Genomic DNA, 22,022 nt, shown 5'->3' with positions numbered 1-22,022 from the left:
AGCGTGTGCGCTCACGGCCGGCGTGGCCGGCACGGCCGTGCACGGCAATCTGCCGCGCAGACCGCACCTGCCCGAGGGCGGGCACATCATGCCCGCGCATACGCCGCCCATTTCCGCGCGCAAACGGCAGAGGGCATATGCGCGCGGTGCCGGTCCCGTCAGTCCCGGTGCGCCGCGATCAACTGGCGGTACCAGTGGTAGCTGTCCTTGGGGATGCGCTGCTGGGTGTCGTAGTCGACGCGGACGATCCCGAACCGCTTGGCATAGCCAAGCGCCCACTCGAAATTGTCCAGCAGCGACCACACGTAGTAGCCGCGTACGTCGACGCCCGCGTCCAAGGCGGAGCGCAGGGCCGTCAGGTGGCTGTGCAGGTAGGCCACCCGGTCCGAATCATGGACGGCGCCGTCCTGGTCCACCACGTCGTGTTCGGCCGAGCCGTTCTCGGTGATGTAAATCGGCGGCAGGGCCGGACCGTAGGTGTCCTTCAGCGCGGTCAGCAGGTCGGTGAAGGACTCGGGTACCACGGGCCAGTTCATGGCCGTGCGCCGCGCGTCGGGGTAGGGCATCTCCTGGTAGCGGTTGTCCGTGGCGACGCGCTGGGCGGGGTCGGGCTCGCGGTAGGGGGCGTCGGCGACCACGATGGGCCGGTAGTAGTTGATGCCCAGGAAGTCCAGCGGCTGGGCGATCAGCTTGAGGTCCTCCTCGCGGCGGAAGTCCTCTCCGGTGATCAGTTCGCCCCAGGTGTCCTGCTCGGTCGCCGGGTAGCGGCCGGCGAGGATCGGCTCGGTCCACACCAGGTTGTGCTGGGTATCGGCGCGCAGGGCGGCCGCGCGGTCGGCGGGCGCGTCGCTGGCGGGCACGTTGCGGTCGAGGTTGAGGGTGATGCCGGCCTCGCGGACGCCGGCCGCGCGCAGCGCTTGCATCGCCAGGCCGTGGCCGACGAGCAGGTGGTGCTCGGCGGCCAGGGCGCCGGTGCCCTCCTGCGCGCCGGGGGCGTGGCGGCCCACGGAGTAGCCCAGAAACGCGCTGCACCAGGGCTCGTTGAGGGTGATCCAGCGCGGGACGCGGTCGGCGAGGTGCTCGGCGACGAGCTGTGTGTACTCGCCGAAGCGCTCGGCGGTCGCCCGCGCACGCCAGCCGCCCTGGTCTTCCAGGGCCTGTGGCAGGTCCCAAAGGTAGAGGGTGGCGGCCGGTTCGATGCCGGCTGCCAGGAGTTCGTCGACCAGCCGCGAGTAGAAGTCCAGGCCCTTGGCGTTGGCGGGCCCGGAGCCGGTGGGCTGGATGCGCGGCCAGGCGATGGAGAAGCGGTAGGAGTCCACGCCCAACTCGTGCAGCAGGGCCACGTCTTGTGGGTAGCGGTGGTAGTGGTCGCAGGCCACGTCGCCGGTGTCGCCGCCGTCGATGCGGCCCGGGGTGTGGCAGTAGGTGTCCCAGATGGAGGGGCCGCGGCCGTCCTCGCGGGCGGCGCCCTCGATCTGGTAGGAGGCGGTGGCCGCGCCGAAGACGAAGCCGGCAGGGAAGTGGGGCAGGTTGTGCATGGATGGCCTTACTTGACGGATCCGCCGGTGATGCCGGCGGCGATGTACTTCTGGGCGAGGACGAGCAGCACCGCTGCCGGGATCGCGGACAGGACGGATGCGGCCATGACCGAGCCCCAGTCGCCGACGTGTGCGCCGATGTACTGGTAGATGCCCAGGGTGACCGGCTTGACGTCGTCGGTGGTGTTGAGCGTGAGGGCGAACATGAAGTCGCTCCACGCATAGAGGAAGGAGAACAGGCCCGCGGTGATCAGGGAGTTGCGGCTCATGGGGAGCACGACCTGCACGAAGGTGCGCAGGCGGCCCGCGCCGTCGACTTCGGCGGCCTCGATGACCTCCCGGGGGATGGAGATCATGAAGGAGCGCATCAGGACGATGGCGAAGGGGATGCCGAGCGAGGCGTCGGCGAGCATGAGGCCGAAGTAGGAGTTGACCAGGCCGAGATCGACGTAGGCGCTGTAGAGGGCGTTGGCGATGACGATGCCCGGCACCATCTGGGTGATGAGCGTGCCGAAGACGATGGTGCGGGTGCCGCGTACCCGGAACTGGGCGAGCCCGTAGGCGGCGGGGGCGGCGATCGCGAGGCAGATGGCGACGGCGCCGAAGGCCACGGCGAGCGAGGTCAGCAGGTGGCCGCCCTGCTCGCGGATCGCGGAGGTGAACCCGGACAGGTCCACGTCGTGCGGGACGGGTGCGACCTCCAGGAGGCCGGAGGCGGGCTGCAGGGCCGTGTTGAGCATCCAGTAGAGCGGAAAGAGCATCACGCCCAGGATCAGGACGCCCGCAGCGGTGGCACCCCAGCGGCGCGTGGCCCCGGTGGCCGGTTTCCGGGCGGCGGGCGGTGGGGTGACGGTGGTGGTCGCCATGGCGGTTACTTCCCCTCGGAGCGGTTGGCGCGCAGGTAGAACACCGCGAAGACGGCGGAGATCAGGATCAGGACGTTGCCGACGACGGCGCCCGCGCCGAAGTCAAGCTGCACGAAGGAGTTCTGGTATGTGAGGGTGCCCAGGGTCTGGGTGGCGTCGGCGGGGCCGCCGTCGGTCAGGGCGAGGATCAGGTCGAGGATCTTGACCGTCGACATGAAGCCGAGGACCAGCACGACGGTGATGACCGGCTTGAGCAGGGGCAGGGTGATGGAGCGGAAGGTGCGCCAGGCGGAGGCGCCGTCCAGGGACGCGGCCTCGTACAGCTCCCGGGGCACCTCCTGCAGGCCTCCGTAGAGGATGACCAGGTTGAAGGGGATGCCGATCCAGATGTTGACCAGGATGACGGAGAACAGGGCCATGCCGGGGCTGGTCAGCCAGGGGGTGGCGCCGCTCGCGCCGAGGGTGTCGAGGAAGGAGTTGAGGACGCCGGTGTCCTGGTCCAGGATGCGCCGCCATACGACGCCGGAGACGACCATCGGGACGAGCCAGGGCAGCAGGATCAGGGAGCGCAGCACGCCGTTGAGCGGGAACTTCTTGGTGAAGAAGACGGCGAGCGCCAGGCCGATGCCGAACTGGCCGATCAGGGAGCCGATCGTGAAGACGACCGTGTGCCACAGCGCCTTGCCGAACAGGTCGTCCTGGAAGACCTTGCTCCAGTTCTCGGTGCCGTTGAAGGGGGCCTTGCCGTCGAAGAAGGTGGAGGGCGAGTAGTCCTGGAAGCTCATCAGGACGTTGCGCACGAGCGGGTAGCCGAAGAAGAGCAGCATGAACAGGACCGCGGGCGCGATGAAGCCCCACTGGGAGAGCGTGCGGCGGCGCCGGGCGCGTGCCGGGTCGGGCCTCTTGGCGTCGGGGGCCGTCTCATCGGCGGCGGGCGCGGTCGCGGCAGCTGTGGTGGTCGACATGTTCGTCACGTCACTTCCCGCTCGTGGCGCGCTGCTGGGCGCGCTGGAGCGCGGCCTCGCTGGACTGTCCGGTGAGGGCGGACTGGAAGGCGCTCTGCAGGGCGAGCGAGACGGACGACCAGCGCGCGCCGACCTTGGCTGCCGTGCGCGAGCGGGCGGTGGCCACCTGGTCGGCCAGGGCGTCGAGTTCGGGTACTTCCTTGCGCCAGAGGGCGGCGGCCTTCTCGTTGGCCGGGACCATCCAGCTGTTGCGCGCGTAGGTGATCTGTTCCTTCTCGCCGGCCATACAGTCGATGATCTTCGCGGCGGTCTTCTCGCGCGCACTGTCGCCGGTCTTGGGCACGGTCAGCACGGCGCCGCCGAGCGGGCCCACGGAGTCGTCCCCCGCCTCGGGCACGGGGATCCGGGCGATGCCCCAGTCCAGGTTCTTCTTGGTGTTGAGCGTCTCGACCTGCCACGGACCGTTGATCATCATGGCGGCGTTGCCGGCCATGAACTGGTCGTTGACGTCGGCCTGGGTCCAGTTGACGGTCGACTTGGACAGTGAGCCGTCCTTGATGAGGCCCTTCCAGTAGTCGAGGGCCTGGGCGACCTGCGGGCTGGCCAGGTGCGCCTCGTCACCGCCGTTGGACCACATGAACGGCGTGAACTGGAAGACGCCGTCCTCCGCGCCGCCCGCGCTCAGGGCGATGCCGTACTGCTTGCCCCGGGTGAGCTTCTGGGCGGTCTTGCGCATCTCGTCCCAGGTGGTCGGCACCTTGAGGCCCGCCTTCTTCAGGGTGTCCTTGTTGTAGAACAGGGCGAGGGTGTTCACGGTGCGCGCGGCCCCGTAGTAGGTGCCCTGGTAGGAGCCGAAGTCGACGATGCCGCGCGGGATGTCGCGGGTGGACAGGCCCAGCGTGCGCAGGTCGATCAGGCCGCCGGCCTCGGCGAACGTCGGCATTTCGGAGGCGTCGAACTGGATGACGTCCGGCAGTGACTTCGAGGAGGCCATGCGCAGTGACTTCGTCATGACCTGCGCGGCCGGCACGCTCTGCTGCTCGATGGTGATGCCAAGGCGCTTGCTGCAGCGCTGCAGGGTGGCGGCGTCCCAGCCGTGATAGGAGTCGTCGGTCGACGAGTTGAGGACGGTGTAGACGTCGTCGTCGCGTTGCTGGCCGCAGCCGGCAAGCGTCGCGGTGGCCACGAGCGCGGAGACGACGGTGAGCGGGACCGTCGCCCGCCGGCCGGCGCGGCGGCGCCTGGCAGGCGCGCGCTGCGGTATGTGTGCTGCTGTCACGGTGGTTGCCCTTGCCTTCGAGGGGTGGCCGGCCCGGTGGGACGCCCGTGTCCCGCCGGGGGTGTTGGCAGATTCCGGTACGGCTCCGGCCGGGGCCGTACGGGCTCGATCGCGGGGTGCGGAAGTTCAGCGCGCGCCGAGCGGGTGCTCCGGGGCGAGTCGGTCGGGGCGGGAGTCGCGCAGCACTTGGCGTACGTCACCGGCGCCCGCGCGCAGGTCCTTCCAGTCGTGCAACGTCTTTCCGTAGCAATCGAGTTCGCGTCCGACACTCCGGCTGACGGAGTCGGCGGGACCCGGCGCGTGACGGGTGGCCACGCCGCAGGCGTCGTGGTCCCGCCAACCGGCGGTAAACGGGCCGGACATGAGGGTGCCGTCGTGGGCAGGGGTGGAGCAGTCGGACATGGCGCGGCCCTTTGCTGCGGGTTTGTTTTCTGCCATGACTAATACGGCAACAAGCGCTTCGACGCTAGACCCGGATCCAACTTCACGCCCTGCAGAAGCGTTGCTACATGGCGCAATCGATCGTCGAAGCGCTTCCGCGATTCCACCGCTGAAGGACTCTTGCCGTTTCGTTTTCCGTACGATCAAATGGCACAGGCACCTACTTCACGTTCAAGATCGCAAGCCAGTTGAGGCGCTCCACGCCACCGACCGGCCTCGCCCTGCGCAGGCGAGTTCGCCGCGGTGTGCACCACGACCACACCCAGCCCGTCCCCCGCGACCCGGGGGCCGGGGGCCTGGCACCGGCCGCCCCTGCCGGCGACGGCTCCTCCGACCCGAACTGCCGCCCCCGCAACACCCCGAGGAAGATGATGAAGTTCACCGACGGCTTCTGGCTCATGCGCGACGGGGTCAAGGCCTCGTACGCGACCGAGGTCCGCAGTGTCCGAGCCGACGCCGACCGCTTCACCGCCCACGCCGCGGTCAAGCACGTCGAGCGCCGCGGCGACACCCTCAACTCCCCCCTGCTGACCGTCGACTGCCACTCCCCCGCCGAGGGCGTCATCGGCGTGCGCACCACCCACCTGGCGGGCAAGCGCCGCCCCGGCCCGGACTTCGCCCTGCCGGGCGCCGACGCCGGGGTCGGCCAGGTGCGCCGCGACGGCGACGTGATCGAGCTGACCAGCGGCCCCCTCACCGCCCGCCTGGACCGGGCCGCGCCCTGGGCGCTGTCGTTCCAGGACGCCGACGGCCGGGAGATAACCTCGGCGGGCCGCAAGGGCACGGCCTTCTTCACCACCGGCGACGGCGGCCATCACATGGCCGGGCGCCTCACGCTCGACGTCGGCGAGCAGGTCTACGGTCTGGGCGAACGCTTCACGCCGTTCGTCAAGAACGGCCAGGTCGTGGACATGTGGCAGGCCGACGGCGGCACCAGCAGCGAACAGGCCTACAAGAACGTCCCCTTCAGCCTGCACCTCTCCCCCGCCGGCGCCTACGGCGTGTTCGTCAACCACCCCGGCAAGGTGAGTTACGAGATCGGTTCGGAGTCGGTCGGCCAGATGCAGTTCAGCGTCCAGGACCAGACGCTGGAGTACTTCATCGTCGCGGGCCCGACGCCCAAAGACGTCCTGCGCCGCTACACCGCACTCACCGGCCGCCCCGCGCTGCCGCCGGCGTGGTCCTTCGGGCTGTGGCTCACGACCTCTTTCACCACGCAGTACGACGAGCAGACGGTGACGTCCTTCGTCGATGGCATGGCCCGGCGCGACATCCCGCTGAGCGTCTTCCACTTCGACTGCTTCTGGATGCGCGAGTACCAGTGGTCGGACTTCCAGTGGGATCCCGATGTCTTCCCGGACCCCGAGGGCATGCTGGCCCGGCTCAAGGCACGCGGACTGAAGATCTCCGCGTGGATCAACCCGTACATCGCGCAGCAGTCCGCCCTGTTCGACGAAGCCGCTACCGCGGGATACCTGGTCCAGCAGGCGAACGGCGACATCTGGCAGTGGGACCTGTGGCAGGCGGGCATGGCGCTCGTCGACTTCACCAACCCCGAGGCCTGCGCCTGGTTCCAGGCGAAGCTGAAGGTGCTGCTCGACCAGGGCGTCGACTGCTTCAAGACCGACTTCGGCGAGCGCATCCCCACCGACGTGCTCTGGCACGACGGCTCGGACCCCGAGCGCATGCACAACTACTACACGCACCTGTACAACCGCACCGTCTTCGAGCTCCTGGAAAAGGAACGCGGCACGGGCGAGGCCATCGTGTTCGCCCGGTCGGCGACGGCGGGCGGCCAGCAGTACCCGGTGCACTGGGGCGGCGACTGCTTCTCCTCGTTCGGCGCGATGGCCGAGTCGCTGCGCGGCGGCCTGTCCCTGTCGCTGTCGGGCTTCGGCTTCTGGAGCCATGACATCGGCGGCTTCGAGGGCACCCCCGACCCGGCGGTTTTCAAGCGCTGGCTCGCCTTCGGCCTGCTCTCCTCCCACAGCCGCCTGCACGGCTCCAGCTCCTACCGCGTGCCCTGGGAGTTCGGGGACGAAGCCGTCGCCGTGACACGGCAGTTCACCCGGCTCAAGCACCGCCTCATGCCCTACCTGTACGGCGCCGCGGCCGAAGCCCACCACAGCGGCGTGCCGCTGATGCGGCCCATGCTCCTGGAGTTCCCCGAGGACCCCACCGCCCGCACCCTGGACCGGCAGTACATGCTCGGCCCCGACCTGCTCGTGGCCCCGGTCTTCTCGGCCGACGGCGACGTCGAGTACTACCTGCCCGAAGGCACCTGGACCCACCTGCTGACCGGCGAACACGTCCAGGGCCCGGCCTGGCGCCGCGAACAGCACGGCTTCGACAGCCTTCCCCTGTACGTCCGCCCCGGGGCGGTCCTCCCGCTCGGCTCCGACACCCAACGCCCCGACGGCAACTGGCTCGACGACCTCACCCTGCTCGTCACCCCCGACGCCCAGCAGGTGACGGTCACCATCCCCGACCACGCCGGCCGCCCGGCCGCCGCGTATCAGGTGACGCGCGAGACGCCGGACGCGACGGCGACCGTGATCCCGCCGGATGGGCGCAGCGTGCCGCGCACGGTGGGGTCGGCCGGTCTGTGACGTCCGCGGCCCTGTGTGATGCCCTCGTCACCGGCGGGGCATCACAGGGCGCGCGGGCTCCGGTGGCGCCAGTGGAGAGCGCCCGGGGCGCCTATCGGATGCGGATCAGGTTGTAGTGGCGAGGGCCACGAGCTGGCGGGCTGTGCCGACCGGATCGACGATCTGATGCAGGTGCGCTCCGGGCAGATGTGTCACACGCCAGCCGCGTGCGCGCGCCTCGGCTGCGAGCTCGTCATAGGGCGGGCTGAACAGCAGGTAGGAGCAGGGATGGTCGTCCCAGTTATCGGGGGCGGGGATGTGTTGCTCGTAGTAAGACAGCGGCAGAGTGGGCTGTTCCTCGATGACTGTCTGCCGCACTACGGGATCGGAGAACATGGGGGCGACGTCGGCCTGGTCCCACCAGTCAGTCCAGCGAGGCAGTCTGCCGTTCACGGCCATCGGGCGGAGGAATTCCAGCAGTTCGGCCGGGGCCACCGGGGTCGGCCCGGGCCGGGCCGGTAGGGCGGCATCGACGAAGATTGAGCTGCTCACTGAATGGTCCAGTCTCGAGCGGATCGTCGGCAGGAACAGACCTGCGTTGCTGTGGGCGACCAACGTGACAGGTTGGCCGACCGGGACCTGCCGGAGGTCCTCGCGGACGGTATCGGCGATGCGTGGCCAATATGGCGGAGCGCCGGCGCCTATCTGCAGGAGCGAGGGCACTCGGACTTGGTAGCCCGCTGCTGTGAGGTGTTCGGCCACGGGGTGCCAGGTCGAGGGGCCCACGGATGGACTGTGTACGAGCACGAAGATCGGCTGCATGGCGGGAGCCTGTCGTCCACGCAGGCGCAGGCGCGACCTGCTCGGCTGAGAGCAGAACGTTCGTTGATAGCGATGGCGGTCGCTGGCGCCGTGAAGTGGACCGCGAGCTTGTCGTATCCGGCCGCCGCGGCCCTGCAGCACCTGAGGCGATTGATGCCGCACACCGACGCCGGCCGCTCGCAATAGTCGATCGTGCCGGTCTTCGGCGGGCACTCCGCACGACTCGGGATTCTTCGGGCCCCGCATGCCCTGCCGACATGGACTTGGTCGGCCTGGTGCGCGGCCGACCTGATCATCAGCCCTGCCGCACAAGGGAGTCGGCAAGGCTGATCGCCTCGCGTTCGCCCAGTGGGGCGTGTCCGAGCAGGAAGCGGTACCAGAAGACTCCGTAGACCTGGTCCACCATCAGGTCGAGGTCGCTGTCCGCCGACAGGTCGCCGCGCTCCTGCCCGCGGGCAAGCACCTCGCGCAGGGCTGTGCGGCGGGCCTGTGTGAACTCGCGCATCAGGTCGGCGAGGCGGGGGTCGCGGGCGGCCTCCTGCACCACCGTGCGCAGGGCGGGGCCGACCGGTGGCGCCTGTGCCGCCTCGAACGTCGAGGCGACCACGGCCCGCAGGTCCTCGCGCAGCGAGCCGGAGTCCGGCACCGATACGGCCCGCTGCGCGCGGTCGGTCAGGGCGTCGAGCAGCACCGCCCCCTTCGAGGGCCACCACCGGTAGAGGGTCTGTTTGCCGACCCCTGCCTCGCGCGCGATGGCATCCACGCCGACGGGCGCGCCGTCCGCGTCCGCGATCAACCGCAGGGCCGCCTCAAGGACGGCGCGGCGCGCTTCCTCGTTGCGGCGGCGCCCCGTGTGGGCCCGTTCGGCGCTCATCGCCGTCACCTTCTCTCCGTGTGTTCCCGGACGTCTTCCCCGGGGGTTTTCCGAACCCCTTGACGAGACTACCGGTCTCGGCAACACTCATCTTACCGAGACCGACAGTCTCGACAAGAGTGGAGGGCCGGAAGGGCTCTCGGCAGACACAAGGACAGGGTCACCATGGCTTTAGCAACAGCTTCCAGCACCGCCCACGCCGTCGTCATGGGCGGCAGTTCGGGCATCGGCGAGGCCACCGCCGCGCTCTTCGCCCACAGCGGCAACGAGGTCACGATCACCGGTCGTGACGCGGCGAAACTCGACGAGGCGGCCGCCCGGATCGGCGGCAAGACCTCCACATACCGCATGGACGCCACCGACCAGGCCGACATCGACGCCTTCTTCGCCGCCACCGCCCCCATCGACCATCTGGTCATCGCGGTCAGTGGAGCGGCGGGCAGCGGCCCGTTCGCCGAGCTGGACCTGGCCGAGCTCGCGCACGGCTTCGATGCCAAGTTCTGGCCGCAACTGCGCATCCTGCAGGCCGCCTTGGGCCACCTGACCGAGACTGCCTCGGTCACCCTCATCACGGCCGCCTCCGCCCGCGCCGCCTTCCCCGGCACCGCCGGCCTGGCCGCCATCAACGGAGCCCTGGAGTCGATGATCCCACCGCTCGCCGTCGAACTGGCCCCGCGCCGGATCAACGCCGTCTCCCCCGGCGTCATCGACACCCCCTGGTGGAACCGGGTCCCGGCCGAGCAGCGCGAGGAACTGTTCGCAGGGCTCGCCGCGACGACCCCGGTGGGCCGCGTCGGCACCCCCGAGGAGGTGGCGCAGGCCATCAACTCCCTTGCTACCAACGGCTTTCTCACCGGCGTGGTGCTGGACTGCACCGGCGGGGCGAACCTGGCGACAGGCCGCTGAGCGGCACGCACCCGGCCGGCCTCCCGGCCCGCACGCCGAACGTGGTGAGCGGACGGACGCCGGCGGATTCCGTCAGCGCCGCGGTTGCGGCGGGGAGGCGCCGCTGCCCATCCGCCAGGCGGGTGGGCAGCGGCGCCTCCCCGCCGCCGGACGGGGACGGGGACGGGGAGGCGATCAGGAGCCGTACGGCTCAGGTACCGCAGTTGCCGGATGCCGGTTCGCCGGCGAAGCGTCGACCGAGCCACTCAAGTGCCGGGCCGTTGCCCTGGATGGCCGTCCCTACGTGGGACTGCCCGGCGAAGGACGTCCACTGCACGGCGTTGCCCTTCGCGCACCAGTCGGCCCGCAGCTTCTGGCCGACGGCGTAGGGGATCGTCTCATCCGCATCCCCGTGGTAGACGAACGTGGGCGCCGACGGGCGCTGGGTGCCGATCAGTTGCTTGCCGATGGCCTGCTGCCAGTCCGGCCGATCCAGCGGGTTGGACGTCGTGACGTCCTCGATCGTCTTGCCGCGTCCGGCCTCCAGGGCCGTACCGACACACTCGGTCCGCACGACGCGGGCGAGCTTGCGGCCTTCGGCAGTGAGGTACTTGTTGAGGGCCAGGCGCGGGTTCGCGGCGTTCTGGCCGACGGCCGACATCAGCAGGTATCCGGCGCTGTCGCCGCCCTCCAGCGAGTCGGCGACCTTGGTGAGATCGGCGGGCACGCCGCCGCTGGCCGTTCCCTTGACCCTCAACTCGGGAGCGTAGGTCGCCGCCATTTCGGCGGCCTTCGCGCTGGCACCGCCGCCCTGCGAGTAGCCCATGATGCCGACGGGCGCCTTCGCGCTGACGCCGTACTTCGCCGCCCCGGAGTGCCGCTGGGCGGCACGGGCCGCGTCGAGCACGGCACTGCCCTGCGCCTTGGCGACCATGTAGGTGTGGTCGCCGGGGGTACCCAGGCCCTCGTAGTCGGTGACGACGACGGCGTAGCCCCGTACCAGCGCGGCATTGACGAGCGGGGCCTCGGCCGTCGTGCCGCCGGGGAATCCGGCGGACGGCGCGCACTTGTCGCCGAGACCGACCGTGCCGACGGCGTACGTGATCAGGGGGCGCGGGGTGGTCTTGCCGTCGTCGGGGACGATCACGGTGCCGGAGACCGTGTTGGGCCGTCCGCTTGCGGAGGTCGACCGGTAGGTGATCTTCCAGGCTTTGGTGGGGGTGGGCACGCCCGGCGTGTACTGGAACGAAGACGCCTTCGAGCTGAGGATCCGGCCGGGGGTCTTCTTCTTTCCCGGGTGCTTGCGGGAGTGCTGGCCGGCTTGGCCGTGGTGCTCGCCCTTGCCGTGCATCGCGGTGCCGGGGGCCTTCCCGGCGGCCTGCGCCGCCAAGGGGGCCGAGCGGGTGGCGTCCGGGGCGCTCTCGCCCTGCGCTGCGGCGGACCCGGGCAGCCCGAGCACCGCCACCGCGAGCACGGTACCCGCGGCCATTGATCGTCTGCGTGAGGCTGGCATCATGCAGCTCTCCCAACTCTCCTGTGGGCTAGGGGGGTTGGGAAGCACCGTACTGACCCGTCAGTAATACAGCCATAGGCGTGCAGCGGCCCGAGCGGCGGCAGGAGGCCGACCGACGAGCGGTCGCCCCCTTCGGCGGCTGCGACTACCCGCTGCATCGCTCCCTCTGCTCTGCCTCCGCGGGCACGCCTACCCGTGCGCCGGCTCCAGCACCAAGACGGGGATCACCCGGTCGGTCTTCTCCTGGTATTCGGCGTACGGCGGATACGCCGCCACCGCGCGCTGCCACCACTCGGCCTTCTCGTCCCCGGTGATCTCACGCGCTGTCATGTCCTGGCGCACGGGCCCGTCCTGGAGCTCCACGTGCGGGTCGGCCCTGAGGTTGAAGTACCAGACCGGGTGATGCGGGAAGCCGCCCTTCGAGGCCACGGCCGCGTACCGCCCCTCGTGCTCGACGCGCATCAACGGGATCTTGCGGATCTTGCCGCTCTTCGCGCCGCGCGTCGTGAGGATGACGACGGGCAGGCCCGTGTCCCAGAGCGTCAGTCCCTGGGTGCCGCCCGAACTCTCGTACAGCTCGACCTGATCGCGCACCCACTGCGCCGGACTCGGCTCGTACTCGCCCTCAAGCGGCATGGCATCCACCCCATCGTCGCGTCATGGGGTGTGCTGTCCACCGGACGCTCGGGTGAAACGCACAGCCGGCCCGCTTCCCCTGCCGCACCGTCCCGGACGAGCGGGCGCCACCGTCCCGGACGAGCGGGCGCCGCGGATCACGGATTTCGTGCCGCACACGAAACCAAGTGGAGCGAGACGGTTCGTCTTGTTATGGTGGGGGCATGGCTTTCCTTTTCTTCGTCTGAGTCCGGGCACGGCCCCTGCCGCCGTTTCTGCTGCCCGTAGACCCTTCGCATGCCCGGGGAAAGTCTTATGCGCGATCGCGCTCACACCACCATGCCCACCACCGCCCCCGCCGTGGCGCAGCTGTCGGTCAAGTCCGTCACCAAGTCCTATGGCGCCCGCACCATCCTCGACCAGGTCTCCTTCACTGTCCGGCCGGGCGAGAAGGCCGCCGTCATCGGCGAGAACGGCTCGGGCAAGTCCACCGTCCTGCGGCTGCTCGCCGGGGCCGAGACGCCGGACGCCGGTGAGGTCACCGTCCGCTTTCCCGGCGGAACGGGCTACCTCGCCCAGACCCTCGACCTGGGTGCGGACCGCACCGTGCAGGACGCCGTCGACCGTGCCCTGAGCGAACTGCGCGCCATGGAGCGAAGGCTCCGTGCCGCCGAGGAGTCCCTCGCCGACGCGTCGGACGAGGACCTTGCCGCGTACGGCGAGCTGCTGATCGCCTACGAGGAACGCGGCGGATACGAGGCGGACGCCCGGGTGGATGCCGCCATGCACGGGCTCGGGCTGGCCCGGATCACCCGCGAGCGCCTGCTCGGCTCACTGTCCGGCGGCGAGCAGTCGCGCCTCGCGCTCGCCTGCGTCCTGGCCGCCGCTCCCGAACTGCTGCTCCTGGACGAGCCGACGAACCACCTCGACGCGGCGGCCGTGCGCTGGCTGGAGGAACACCTGCGCGCACACCGCGGCACCGTCGTCGCGGTCACCCACGACCGCGGCTTCCTGGAGCGCATCGCCACCACGATCCTCGAGGTCGACCGGGATGAGTGCACCGTGCGCCGCTACGGCGACGGCTGGGCCGGCTACCGCGCCGCCAAGGCCGCCGCCCGGCGCGGTGCGGAGCAGCGGTACGCGGAGTGGGTCGAGGAGGTGGCGAGCGCAGAGGAGCTGCTTGAGGCCGCCGGCCGGAGGCTGGCCACCACCGGCCGCGACCCGAAACAGGGCTTCGGCAAGCACCGCCGCTCCAGCGAGGCCAAGCTCGGCGGGCAGGTGCGCTCGGTGCGCGAACGCCTGGCTTGGCTGCGGCGCAACCCGGTGGCCGAGCCGCCGCTGCCGCTCCGGTTCACCACGGCGCTGGTGCCGGCAGCCGGCGACCCGCTCCAGGGCGCACTCGCCGAGCTCGACAACGTGCAGGTCGGGCAGCGGCTGCGCCTGGACGGACTCCTGACGATCAAGCCCGGAGGGCGCCTCCTGGTCACGGGCGAGAACGGCGCGGGCAAGACGACGCTGCTGCGCGTCCTGGCGGGCGACCTGCAGCCGGATGCGGGCACGGCGCGCCGCCCCGCCCGAATCGGCTACCTCGCTCAGGAACTGCCCGCGCAGGCCACGCGGCTGACGCTGCTGGCCGCGTTCGCCGCCGGGCGGCCCGGATTGCCGGAGGAGTACGCCCAACAACTCCTGTCCCTGGGCCTGTTCCGTGAGCAGGACCTGCACGTCCCGGTCGCCGCGCTGTCGGTGGGACAGCAGCGGCGGCTGCAGATCGCGACGCTGGTGACCCGGCCCGCGGACCTCCTCGTCCTCGACGAGCCCACCAACCACCTCGCACTCGACCTGGTCGAGGACCTGCAGGCGGCGCTCGCGGCGTACCCGGGTGCGGTGGTCGCGGTCTCGCACGATCGCGACTTCCGTGCGCGCTTCGAAGCCGAGCAGTTGGAGCTGCACGCAGGCCGCAGGCAATGACTCAGTCTCCGGCCCGCCCTGCCTTGCCTGACATCCATCCACGGAAACAAGGAGCGCTCCATGACCACCTTCCTGACATCACAGCAGCGCGCCGACCGGACCCGCGCCGCCGTGGAGGCAGCCGTCACGGCCGGGCGCGAGCTCGGCCTGACCGTCACCGAGCCCAGGGTGCTGCACGACGTCTTCTCGGTCGTCGTCCACCTGGCCCCCTCGCCGGTCGTGGCCCGGATCCCCACCGTGCTGCCCCGCCCGAACGATCTGGCCGCCCTCGCGCGCCGCCAGCAGGACGAGCTGGATGTCGCGGGGTGGCTGGCCGACCAGAACATCCCCGTGATCGCACCCAGCCCGCTCGTGGCGCGCGAACCCGTGCAGCGCGACGGGTTCTCGATGACGTTCTGGCCGTTCGTCGAGGAAGCCCGGGACAAGGAACCCGACTACGTCGCCAACTCCGAGAGCGTCGCCGACCTGCACGCGGCGCTGCGCGCCTACCCGGGACGCCGCCTGGAGTTCCTGTCCGCGGCCGACCCGCAGTTCATGACGGACAGCCTCGCCCTGCTCGACGGGCGTCCCGACCTGATCGGAGCGGCCGAGCTCGACCGGGCGCGCCGCGAATGGCAGTTCCTCGAACCCTTCGTCCGCTCGCGCAGCGCCTTCGAGGCCAGGTTCCCCGGCATCGACCTCCAGCCCCTCCACGGCGACTCCCCGCCCGCGAACATCTTCCCCGCGGTGGACGGCGACCTCTTCGCCGACTTCGAACTGGTCACCCTGGGGCCCGTCGAGTGGGACCTGGCCGCGCTGGGGCCCGAGCACGCAGCGGCCTACAACCGCGGCGCGCGCCGCAACGGCACCAGGCCGCTGGACGAGGAGGTCCTCGTCTTCGTCGACGCCCTGGGCATGCTGCGGGTCATCGCCACCCTCGCCCTGGTTCCGCAGCTTCCCGAACTGATGGAGTACCTCGCGCCCGCGGTCGACCACTGGCGGAAGACGCCCTTCGCTTCCGGACTGAGCGGCTGAGACCGCCCGGGACGCCGGGGCGCGAGGCCCCGGCGCCCTCGGCGGCGGTGAGTCAAAGAGATCCGCGATTACTCCGCGTAGGGCTGGTCGGTCCCCTGGTCGCTGTAGCCCAGACTCCAGATGTAGCCGTCCGGGTCGGCGAAGGTGCCGCCGTAGCCGCCCCAGGGCAGAGCACCGGCCGGGGAGAGGATTTCGGCGCCGGCCTTCATGGCCTCCGCCATGATGTCGTCGACCCGCTCCTGGCTGCGGACGACGTAGGTCAGCACCAGGCCGCTGAAGCCGCTGCCCTCAGCGCTCGTGCCCACCTGCTCGGCCAGGCCCTCGCGGCGGTAGAAGCCGACGGGCGAGGCTCCGTCGGGCTCGAAGAACACCGAGATGCCGTAGTCGTTCTTGATCCTCCAGCCGAGGCCCTCGGTGTAGAACTCTTTGGCCCGGTCCAGGTCCCGGACGCCGAGGAGGATGGAACTGACGTGCGCTTTCATGCACTGTCTCCCTGTGTGGCAGGTGTATGTGAGCCAGCGGCCCGCGCCGGGGCCGGCACGGGTGTCACATCTGCGTGGAGTCGCCGGTCATAAGCAGTGACAGGACCGGACGGAGGAATGTGACAGATGGTCGAACAGGACTGGCTGAGTGCACGGTTCGCCGAACACAAGGGCCGCCTGCACGCGGTGGCCTACCGGATGCTCGGCTCCCCCAGCGACGCCGAGGACGCGGTGCAGGAGGCATGGCTGCGGGTCGGCCGCGCGGACACCGGCCAGGTGGAGAATCCGGCCGGGTGGCTGACCACCATCGTCGCGCGGGTCTGTTTGAACATGCTCGAGGCACGCAAGGCCCGCCGTGAGGACCCGGCCGGGGCGCTGCCGCCCGAGCCGGCGGCGCCGCATGTGCCCGCCCAGCCCGGCGGCCGGCCCGGCGGCCAGGCCGGTCCCGAGGAACAAACGCTGCTGGCCGACTCGGTCGGTATCGCGCTGATGGTGGTCCTTGACACGCTGACCCCTGCCGAACGGCTTGCGTTTGTCCTGCACGACATTTTCGCCGTGTCGTTCGCCGAGATCGGCACCATCATCGACCGTTCCCCGGCAGCCGCCCGGCAACTCGCCAGCCGGGCCCGGCAGCGGATCCGGGGTGCGGCCGATGCCTCCGATGCCGCGCGGTCCCAGAAGCGGGAAATCGTGGAGGCCTTTCTCGCCGCGGCCCGCAGCGCAGACTTCACCGCCCTGCTCGAACTGCTCGATCCGGACGCCGTGGCGATACAGATGCGCGGCTCCCACGAGGTGGCGGCCTTCTTCGCGGGACGGGCTCAGGCGGCCCGGCTCGCCCTGGTCGGGGGCGAACCGGCGGCCGTCTGGTCGCAACGCGGTCTGCCCAAGGCCCTGTTCACCTTCACCGTCCACGACGGGAAAATCACCCGCATCGCCATCGACACCGACCCGGGCCGCCTGGACGCGCTGGATGTCGTCTATCTTTCCGCCGCAGACAGGGAGCCGCGGTGACCGGCACGGATCTCACCCTGGCGTCCTGTGCTCTGGCCGTCCACGACCTCGACGTGGCGCTGGCCTTCTACCGTGACGCGCTCGGCTTCGAGGTTCGCGATGAGGTGGGCTCTCCGGGCAGGCGGCGGGTCGGTGTCCGCTCGCCGGCGCGGCCGGTGGTGCAGATCATCCTCGAAGCGCCCGCCGAGGACCCGCGCACCTCGCCGGCCGACCGGCAGGCGATCGCGGGCCTGATGGCCCGGAGCCTGCTGAGCCGTCTCGTCTTCGTGACCACCGATTGCGACGCGGCCTTCGAGCGGTTGGAGGCCGCGGGCGCTGAAGTGATGCAAGAACCGATCACCCGGTCCGACGTCGTGCGCGACTGCGTCTTCCTCGACCCGTCCGGCAACATGCTCCGCTTCACCCAACCGCTTCGTCCGGCTACTCCGGGGAGGTAATGCGCTCTCACGCCTCTGTCCCTGCGACCAGAGTGCGGGCGGAGGAATTGCACTCGTCCGGGAAGCGGAAAAGCAGGCTTTCATGCGGTCGTTTATCAGAAGGCTGCCGTCATGGAGTCGGCTGGTACGAGTCGGGGTGGCCGGGTAGAACTCTGATATGGAATCCATGCAGTGGGAAATGGCCGCATCATCCGGCACGGCCTTGCTCATGTGGATCGTCGGCCTGGTCGTGGTCGGGGTTCTTCTGGCCGCCTTTATGTGGGGGCGCCGAGTTCGGTCGCGCGAACCCGCGCCGCCGCGGCCGGAAGAGCAGCCGAAATTGCCCGAGGACGGCCCTGTGGGGGAAGTCCAGGAATTTCGGGAGCCGAACGAAGTGCCCCGCGACGGCGGTCGGCTGACGCCGACTGAGCTGGACGGCAATTACGGCACCCCGAGCACGCACCGCAGCCCGTCGCAGGACCCGGAAGACCACAAGAAGCCGGGCGGGGGCAGTTTCGGCAGCGGCGGTCTCGGCTGACCGGCATGCCTCCTCGACGGGTGGCGGCACAGGCCCCAGGGAACAGCACTGCGGGCGGCGCCTCCGCGCCGCCCGAAGTGGTCCTGCCAAGCTGCGCCCGGTCGGCTCAGTGCATGCAGAGGCAGAACGGGTGGCCGGCCGGGTCCGCGTAGACCCGCCAGTTGGCTTCCGGGTGGAGCTGGTCGGTCCGCTCCAGCACGGTGGCGCCGAGGCTGAGGGCCCGCTTCTCCTCCCCCTCGATGTCGTCGACGTCGAAGTCCAGGTGGAGTTGCTGCGGATACTGCTGGTCGGGCCACTGAGGCGGGCGGTAGCCCTCCACCCGCTGGCAGGCCAGCGGCGTGCCCTCGAACCCGTGCACCTCGATCCAGCCGGGATCCTCCGGGTCCTCGACCACCCGGCCGCCGAGCAGTTCGGCGTAGAACGCCGCGAGCCGTACCGGATCGGCGCAGTCCAGCGCGACCGCCTGCAGCTTACGAATCACTTCCGACACTCTTCTCTCTTGATCCGCTTGTGACACCCCGTAAAAGAGGTTCTTTACCCCTATCCCCCGCAGGCATACACGGCGCTGCCACGGTGTGCGCCGAGGAGTCACAGACAGCCGATCGCACGCCGGTCAGGTCTTGGGGGCCGGGGGCCTGCACTGCCTCTCCGACAGCGCCCGCCCAAGCGCGAATTGCTGCGGCGTACTGCGCCGAACGCTTGATCCCGGGGTCTGCCGCTGCTCTTTTGGGGCATTCCTCATCCATGGGTCAGAAGCAGCGGCTGCGGACGAGTAATGTCGACGGGCCCGGAATCAGTCGCGTCCGTTCGGGACGAGGATTTCGCTTTACCGATGCCTCAGGTCGCTCCGTCACGGACCCTGCGGAGAAGGAACGCCTGCGGACACTCGCCATCCCGCCGGCCTGGCAGGACGTCTGGATCTGTCCCTGGCCCAACGGACACCTGCAGGCCGTCGGCACCGACAAGGCGGGACGGCGCCAATACCTGTATCACCCGCACTTCCGCGAGCGGCAGGAGACGGCCAAGCACGGACATGTCCTGGAGGTCGCCGCCGCTCTGCCCAAGGTGCGCGCGCACGTGACGGAAGACCTCGGCCGCCGGGGCCTCAGCCGCGAACGCGTCCTGGCCTGCGCCGTCCGCATGCTCGACCTCGGCTTCTTCCGCGTCGGCAACGAGGCCTACCGGCGGGACAACGGCACCTACGGGCTGACCACGCTCCTGAAGAAGCATGCGTTCTGTCGGCGCGGCGAGGTCTGCCTCACCTATCCGGCGAAGCACTCCAAGACACAGACCCGTGCGCTGGTCGATCCCCCCGCCTGCGAGGTTCTGCGTGCCCTGCTGCGTCGGGGCGGCACGGATCCGCGACTGTTCGCCTACTGGCAGAGCAGAAGCTGGCACGAACTGCACGCCGCCGAGCTCAACGACTACCTGCGTGACCGGGCCGGCACGGACATCACCGCGAAGGACTTCCGTGTCTGGCACGCCACCGTCTTGGCGGCGGTCGCCCTCGCGGTGTCCACACTGGTCGCCGACGAATCGAAGTCCGCACGCACACGCGCCGTTACGCGGGCAACCCTCGAGGTCAGCACATACCTCGGCAACACGCCCGCGGTGTGCCGGGCCTCGTACATCAATCCTCGCGTCATCGAACTCTTCGGCGAGGGCCGCACGATCGCCGGGGATCTGGACCGGCTGGGCGACGGCGCCGCGTTCGGCCATCCAGCGACCCAAGGCCCCATCGAGGAGGCCGTCCTGCGGCTGTTGGAGTGAGGGCGCCCGAGCGGAAGGCCGAGATCCCGGCGGATGAGGTGCGCCTGGCTCCGTGTGGGCGGACAGCCCGGTCGCGGGGTGCGCGGTGCTGTCGTAGAAAGGGGCTATGAGCGAGGAGAAGACGACATGGCACCCAGGAGAGATCGTGCCTGCCAGCGGGATCTACGAATGTGACTGCGGCGGGGAGCACCACTGGAGCACGGACGTGAAGACCCACCGCTTCCCGCCGCTGCCTGCGGGCTGCTCGGGTGAGTACTGGGGGATGCAGAAGCGGGCCCATCCCGAGGACGGTCTCGTCTGACCCGGCACCGTAGGCCCGGGCGGGCCTGCGACAACGGACGCTCGCCGCTCGCGGGTGGACTGGCTGCGGCCGGGGAGTAACCCGGACGAGGGCGGGCCGTTATGGGGCCGTGGGTATCTGGCTGCTCAACAACTTCAGCACTCTCGCGCTTGCCGCACTGCTCGGTGGCGGCGCCGTACTGGCGGCCGTGGCCGGCCTGCTGGTGCTGCGGCGCAGATTTCCGCACCACGCCAACGGTGCCAACAACGAGATGATCGGCGTGGTACTCGGCATGTACGCCGCGATCTACGGGATCATCCTGGCCTTTGTCGTGGTGGCCGAGTGGGAGGGCCTCAACGAGGCGGAGACCAACGTCGCGCTCGAGGCCAGCCAGACCGCCGAAGTGGTGCGTGACGCTCCCGCGTTCCCGCCCGGCCAGGAGCGGCGGGTGACCGACGCCGTCGGGGCGTATGTGCGGGTCGTCGTCGACGAGCAGTGGCCGCTGATGCGTGCCGGACGGCCCGACCCCAACGTCACCAACCCCGAAGTGGTCGCGCTGTACAAGGTGTTCCAGGACTACGAGCCGCGGACCGAGGCCGAGAAGACCTACTACCAGCAGACCGTCGCGACGCTGGGCGAGATCGCCGGCGCACGCCGAACGCGGCTCTCCGACGCAGAGCAGTCCCTGCCGTCGCTTCTCAACATCCTCGTCTACGGCGGCGCGCTCGTGATGCTCCCCCTGACCTTGCTCTACGGCATCAGGAGCCTGCGCGCGAATCTGATGTTCGTCATGTCGGTCGCCGCACTGATCGGCGTGAGTCTGCTGCTGTGCCTGACGCTGGACCATCCCTTCGCCGGCGACCTCGCCGTTTCGCCTGCTCCCTTCAAGGAGGGTGTGCTCGCTCAGTTCTGGTGAGGGCCGCCCCGACTGCCCGGACGCAGGCCCCGGAGCTCTACAGGCCCAGGTCCCGGCCCACGATCTCCTTCATGATCTCGGTGGTGCCGCCGTAGACGGTGGTGATGCGCGAGTCCAGGTAGTCGTGGGCGATGCGGTATTCGAGCATGTAGCCGTAGGCGCCGTGCAGTTGGAAGCAGCGGCCCACGATGTCGACGTAGCGTTCGGTGGCCCAGAACTTCGCCGATGCGGCATCCACCGCGCTCAGTTCGCCGCGGGAGTGGCGGGCGAGCAGGTCGTCGAGGTAGGCGCGGCCTACCCGGGCGGTGGTCACCATGTCGGCCAGTTCGAAGCGGGTGTTCTGGAAGGAGCCGATGGGCCGGCCGAACGCCTTGCGCTCCCTGACGTAGTCCAGGGTGCGTTCCAGTACGCCTTCGATGGATGCCACGGCGTTGGCGGCGATCGAGATCCGCTCCTGGGGCAGGTTGCGCATGAGCGCTTTGAAGCCGGTGCCTTCCTGGCCCAGCAGGTTGGCCGCCGGGACCCGCACGTCCTGGAAGAACAGTTCGCTGGTGTCCTGGGCGTGCAGGCCGACCTTGTCCAGGTTGCGTCCGCGGGCGAAGCCGGGACGGTCGGCCTCGATGACCAGCAGGCTGATCCCGCCGTGACGGTCGGGTCCGGTGCGTACGGCGGTGACGACCAGGTCGGCGTTCTGGCCGTTGGAGATGAAGACCTTGCTGCCGTTGACGATGTAGTCGTCGCCGTCGCGGACGGCGGTGGTGGCGATGCCGGCCAGGTCGCTGCCGGTGGCTGGTTCGGTCATCGCGACGGCGACGACGAGTTCTCCGGCGGCGATCCCCGGCAGCCAGCGGGTCTTCTGTCCGTCGTCGGTCAGGTCGGTGAAGTAGGGGACGACGATGTCGTTGGACAGCGTCAGCGAGGCGAGCCCGTCGGATGCGGGATGGCGGGAGAACTCTTCGCCGATGACCGCGTTGAAGCGGTAGTCGCTGACCCCGGCGCCGCCGTATGCCTCGGGGATGTTGAAGCCGAGGATTCCGGCGCGGGCGGCTTCGCGGAAGAGTTCGCGGTCGACCTTGCCTTCGGCCCGCCACTGCTCGGCGTGCGGTTCGGCGTGCTTGTCGGCGAAGGCGCGGGCCGTCTGGCGCAGGAGTTCGTGCTCGTCGTCGTACAGCGACCGCTCGGCGGAGATCACATCGGCCATCAGGACTCCTGTTCAACATCATGATCGGGGCGGGGAGGAG

General features: G+C 70.1%; 22 protein-coding genes. 10 read left to right on the top strand and 12 right to left on the bottom strand.

What is annotated here, in order from left to right:
* Positions 1-158: 158 nt before the first annotated feature.
* From ACWFR3_RS00700 to ACWFR3_RS00680, 5 genes are all read right to left on the bottom strand, one after another.
* Positions 159-1,538: a GH1 family beta-glucosidase gene (locus ACWFR3_RS00700; protein WP_453732314.1), complete on the bottom strand. Its 1,380-nt coding sequence runs from the start codon at positions 1,536-1,538 to the stop codon at positions 159-161.
* Between the two features lie 8 nt (positions 1,539-1,546).
* Positions 1,547-2,404: a carbohydrate ABC transporter permease gene (locus ACWFR3_RS00695; RefSeq protein ID WP_453732313.1), complete on the bottom strand. Its 858-nt coding sequence runs from the start codon at positions 2,402-2,404 to the stop codon at positions 1,547-1,549.
* Between the two features lie 5 nt (positions 2,405-2,409).
* Entirely contained in the window at positions 2,410-3,369 is a 960-nt protein-coding gene (locus tag ACWFR3_RS00690) for a carbohydrate ABC transporter permease (protein WP_453732312.1), read from the bottom strand.
* A gap of 10 nt (positions 3,370-3,379) precedes the next feature.
* Positions 3,380-4,648: an ABC transporter substrate-binding protein gene (locus ACWFR3_RS00685; protein ID WP_453732311.1), complete on the bottom strand. Its 1,269-nt coding sequence runs from the start codon at positions 4,646-4,648 to the stop codon at positions 3,380-3,382.
* Between the two features lie 126 nt (positions 4,649-4,774).
* Entirely contained in the window at positions 4,775-5,086 is a 312-nt protein-coding gene (locus ACWFR3_RS00680; protein WP_453732310.1) for a hypothetical protein, read from the bottom strand.
* Positions 5,087-5,460: 374 nt separating this feature from the next.
* Here ACWFR3_RS00680 and yicI point away from each other — a divergent pair, with 374 nt between their 5' ends.
* A complete protein-coding gene (gene yicI / locus ACWFR3_RS00675) occupies positions 5,461-7,698 on the top strand; it encodes an alpha-xylosidase (protein WP_453732523.1) in 2,238 nt (745 codons plus the stop codon).
* 105 nt (positions 7,699-7,803) lie between these two features.
* Here yicI and ACWFR3_RS00670 read toward each other — a convergent pair whose 3' ends face one another.
* Together ACWFR3_RS00670 and ACWFR3_RS00665 are read right to left on the bottom strand one after the other, a co-directional pair.
* Positions 7,804-8,499, bottom strand: a complete 696-nt coding sequence (locus ACWFR3_RS00670; protein ID WP_453732309.1) for an alpha/beta hydrolase — start codon at positions 8,497-8,499, stop codon at positions 7,804-7,806.
* A gap of 295 nt (positions 8,500-8,794) precedes the next feature.
* Positions 8,795-9,373 carry a TetR/AcrR family transcriptional regulator gene (locus tag ACWFR3_RS00665; protein ID WP_453732308.1) on the bottom strand — a complete coding sequence of 193 codons (579 nt, stop codon included), beginning with the start codon at positions 9,371-9,373 and terminating at the stop codon, positions 8,795-8,797.
* Between the two features lie 165 nt (positions 9,374-9,538).
* Between ACWFR3_RS00665 and ACWFR3_RS00660 the strand changes: the two genes are divergently transcribed.
* The gene (locus tag ACWFR3_RS00660; protein WP_453732307.1) at positions 9,539-10,279 is read left to right on the top strand and encodes an SDR family oxidoreductase; all 741 of its coding nucleotides are present in this window, start codon (positions 9,539-9,541) and stop codon (positions 10,277-10,279) included.
* Positions 10,280-10,469: 190 nt separating this feature from the next.
* On the opposite strand, the gene ACWFR3_RS00655 is transcribed toward ACWFR3_RS00660, so the two are convergent.
* Positions 10,470-11,747 carry a lipase family protein gene (locus tag ACWFR3_RS00655; protein WP_453732306.1) on the bottom strand — a complete coding sequence of 426 codons (1,278 nt, stop codon included), beginning with the start codon at positions 11,745-11,747 and terminating at the stop codon, positions 10,470-10,472.
* 213 nt (positions 11,748-11,960) lie between these two features.
* Positions 11,961-12,407, bottom strand: coding sequence for a nitroreductase family deazaflavin-dependent oxidoreductase (locus ACWFR3_RS00650; protein WP_453732305.1), 447 nt, complete (start codon positions 12,405-12,407; stop codon positions 11,961-11,963).
* Between the two features lie 294 nt (positions 12,408-12,701).
* On the opposite strand from ACWFR3_RS00650, the gene abc-f reads away from it, so the two are divergent.
* The gene (gene abc-f, locus ACWFR3_RS00645) at positions 12,702-14,354 is read left to right on the top strand and encodes a ribosomal protection-like ABC-F family protein (protein ID WP_453732304.1); all 1,653 of its coding nucleotides are present in this window, start codon (positions 12,702-12,704) and stop codon (positions 14,352-14,354) included.
* A 60-nt stretch (positions 14,355-14,414) separates the two neighbouring features.
* Complete coding sequence (locus tag ACWFR3_RS00640; RefSeq protein ID WP_453732303.1) at positions 14,415-15,368, top strand: aminoglycoside phosphotransferase family protein; 954 nt, start codon at positions 14,415-14,417, stop codon at positions 15,366-15,368.
* A gap of 68 nt (positions 15,369-15,436) precedes the next feature.
* On the opposite strand, the gene ACWFR3_RS00635 is transcribed toward ACWFR3_RS00640, so the two are convergent.
* Positions 15,437-15,850, bottom strand: coding sequence for a VOC family protein (locus tag ACWFR3_RS00635; RefSeq protein ID WP_453732302.1), 414 nt, complete (start codon positions 15,848-15,850; stop codon positions 15,437-15,439).
* Positions 15,851-15,976: 126 nt separating this feature from the next.
* Between ACWFR3_RS00635 and ACWFR3_RS00630 the strand changes: the two genes are divergently transcribed.
* The 3 genes from ACWFR3_RS00630 to ACWFR3_RS00620 all read left to right on the top strand — a co-directional run bounded on the left by ACWFR3_RS00630 (position 15,977) and on the right by ACWFR3_RS00620 (position 17,815).
* On the top strand, positions 15,977-16,861 hold the full coding sequence (locus ACWFR3_RS00630) for a sigma-70 family RNA polymerase sigma factor (protein WP_453732301.1): 885 nt from the start codon (positions 15,977-15,979) through the stop codon (positions 16,859-16,861).
* The gene (locus ACWFR3_RS00625; protein WP_453732300.1) at positions 16,858-17,298 is read left to right on the top strand and encodes a VOC family protein; all 441 of its coding nucleotides are present in this window, start codon (positions 16,858-16,860) and stop codon (positions 17,296-17,298) included. The genes ACWFR3_RS00630 and ACWFR3_RS00625 overlap by 4 nt, the downstream gene beginning before the upstream one ends.
* Before the next feature lie 157 nt (positions 17,299-17,455).
* A complete protein-coding gene (locus ACWFR3_RS00620) occupies positions 17,456-17,815 on the top strand; it encodes a DUF6479 family protein (protein WP_453732299.1) in 360 nt (119 codons plus the stop codon).
* Between the two features lie 106 nt (positions 17,816-17,921).
* Here ACWFR3_RS00620 and ACWFR3_RS00615 read toward each other — a convergent pair whose 3' ends face one another.
* Positions 17,922-18,296, bottom strand: a complete 375-nt coding sequence (locus ACWFR3_RS00615; protein WP_453732298.1) for a VOC family protein — start codon at positions 18,294-18,296, stop codon at positions 17,922-17,924.
* Positions 18,297-18,559: 263 nt separating this feature from the next.
* Here ACWFR3_RS00615 and ACWFR3_RS00610 point away from each other — a divergent pair, with 263 nt between their 5' ends.
* The 3 genes from ACWFR3_RS00610 (at position 18,560) to ACWFR3_RS00600 (ending at position 20,781) form a co-directional block, all read left to right on the top strand.
* On the top strand, positions 18,560-19,585 hold the full coding sequence (locus ACWFR3_RS00610) for a DNA topoisomerase IB (protein ID WP_453732297.1): 1,026 nt from the start codon (positions 18,560-18,562) through the stop codon (positions 19,583-19,585).
* Positions 19,586-19,691: 106 nt separating this feature from the next.
* A complete protein-coding gene (locus ACWFR3_RS00605; RefSeq protein ID WP_453732296.1) occupies positions 19,692-19,886 on the top strand; it encodes a hypothetical protein in 195 nt (64 codons plus the stop codon).
* A 109-nt stretch (positions 19,887-19,995) separates the two neighbouring features.
* Positions 19,996-20,781, top strand: a complete 786-nt coding sequence (locus tag ACWFR3_RS00600; RefSeq protein WP_453732295.1) for a bestrophin-like domain — start codon at positions 19,996-19,998, stop codon at positions 20,779-20,781.
* A gap of 37 nt (positions 20,782-20,818) precedes the next feature.
* Here the strand turns inward: ACWFR3_RS00600 and ACWFR3_RS00595 are convergent, their stop codons facing one another.
* Positions 20,819-21,982, bottom strand: coding sequence for an acyl-CoA dehydrogenase family protein (locus tag ACWFR3_RS00595; RefSeq protein WP_453732294.1), 1,164 nt, complete (start codon positions 21,980-21,982; stop codon positions 20,819-20,821).
* Positions 21,983-22,022: the final 40 nt, after the last annotated feature.

The sequence above is a fragment of the Streptomyces sp. NPDC055189 genome (assembly GCF_053606765.1).
The sequence above is the reverse complement of the archived record's forward strand: the minus strand, read 5'-3'. Positions and strand labels throughout refer to the sequence as shown.

What these genes read in the sequence shown, in the direction of transcription:
- ACWFR3_RS00635 (WP_453732302.1), bottom strand. Translation starts at nt 15,850, where the DNA reads ATGAAAGCGCACGTCAGTTCCATCCTCCTCGGCGTCCGGGACCTGGAC.
- abc-f (WP_453732304.1), top strand. Translation starts at nt 12,702, where the DNA reads ATGCGCGATCGCGCTCACACCACCATGCCCACCACCGCCCCCGCCGTG.
- ACWFR3_RS00640 (WP_453732303.1), top strand. Translation starts at nt 14,415, where the DNA reads ATGACCACCTTCCTGACATCACAGCAGCGCGCCGACCGGACCCGCGCC.
- ACWFR3_RS00660 (WP_453732307.1), top strand. Translation starts at nt 9,539, where the DNA reads ATGGCTTTAGCAACAGCTTCCAGCACCGCCCACGCCGTCGTCATGGGC.
- ACWFR3_RS00655 (WP_453732306.1), bottom strand. Translation starts at nt 11,747, where the DNA reads ATGGCCGCGGGTACCGTGCTCGCGGTGGCGGTGCTCGGGCTGCCCGGG.
- ACWFR3_RS00620 (WP_453732299.1), top strand. Translation starts at nt 17,456, where the DNA reads ATGGAATCCATGCAGTGGGAAATGGCCGCATCATCCGGCACGGCCTTG.
- ACWFR3_RS00610 (WP_453732297.1), top strand. Translation starts at nt 18,560, where the DNA reads ATGGGTCAGAAGCAGCGGCTGCGGACGAGTAATGTCGACGGGCCCGGA.
- ACWFR3_RS00670 (WP_453732309.1), bottom strand. Translation starts at nt 8,499, where the DNA reads ATGCAGCCGATCTTCGTGCTCGTACACAGTCCATCCGTGGGCCCCTCG.
- ACWFR3_RS00650 (WP_453732305.1), bottom strand. Translation starts at nt 12,407, where the DNA reads ATGCCGCTTGAGGGCGAGTACGAGCCGAGTCCGGCGCAGTGGGTGCGC.
- ACWFR3_RS00665 (WP_453732308.1), bottom strand. Translation starts at nt 9,373, where the DNA reads ATGAGCGCCGAACGGGCCCACACGGGGCGCCGCCGCAACGAGGAAGCG.
- ACWFR3_RS00595 (WP_453732294.1), bottom strand. Translation starts at nt 21,982, where the DNA reads ATGGCCGATGTGATCTCCGCCGAGCGGTCGCTGTACGACGACGAGCAC.
- ACWFR3_RS00690 (WP_453732312.1), bottom strand. Translation starts at nt 3,369, where the DNA reads ATGTCGACCACCACAGCTGCCGCGACCGCGCCCGCCGCCGATGAGACG.
- ACWFR3_RS00695 (WP_453732313.1), bottom strand. Translation starts at nt 2,404, where the DNA reads ATGGCGACCACCACCGTCACCCCACCGCCCGCCGCCCGGAAACCGGCC.
- ACWFR3_RS00630 (WP_453732301.1), top strand. Translation starts at nt 15,977, where the DNA reads ATGGTCGAACAGGACTGGCTGAGTGCACGGTTCGCCGAACACAAGGGC.
- ACWFR3_RS00680 (WP_453732310.1), bottom strand. Translation starts at nt 5,086, where the DNA reads ATGGCAGAAAACAAACCCGCAGCAAAGGGCCGCGCCATGTCCGACTGC.
- ACWFR3_RS00700 (WP_453732314.1), bottom strand. Translation starts at nt 1,538, where the DNA reads ATGCACAACCTGCCCCACTTCCCTGCCGGCTTCGTCTTCGGCGCGGCC.
- yicI (WP_453732523.1), top strand. Translation starts at nt 5,461, where the DNA reads ATGAAGTTCACCGACGGCTTCTGGCTCATGCGCGACGGGGTCAAGGCC.
- ACWFR3_RS00605 (WP_453732296.1), top strand. Translation starts at nt 19,692, where the DNA reads ATGAGCGAGGAGAAGACGACATGGCACCCAGGAGAGATCGTGCCTGCC.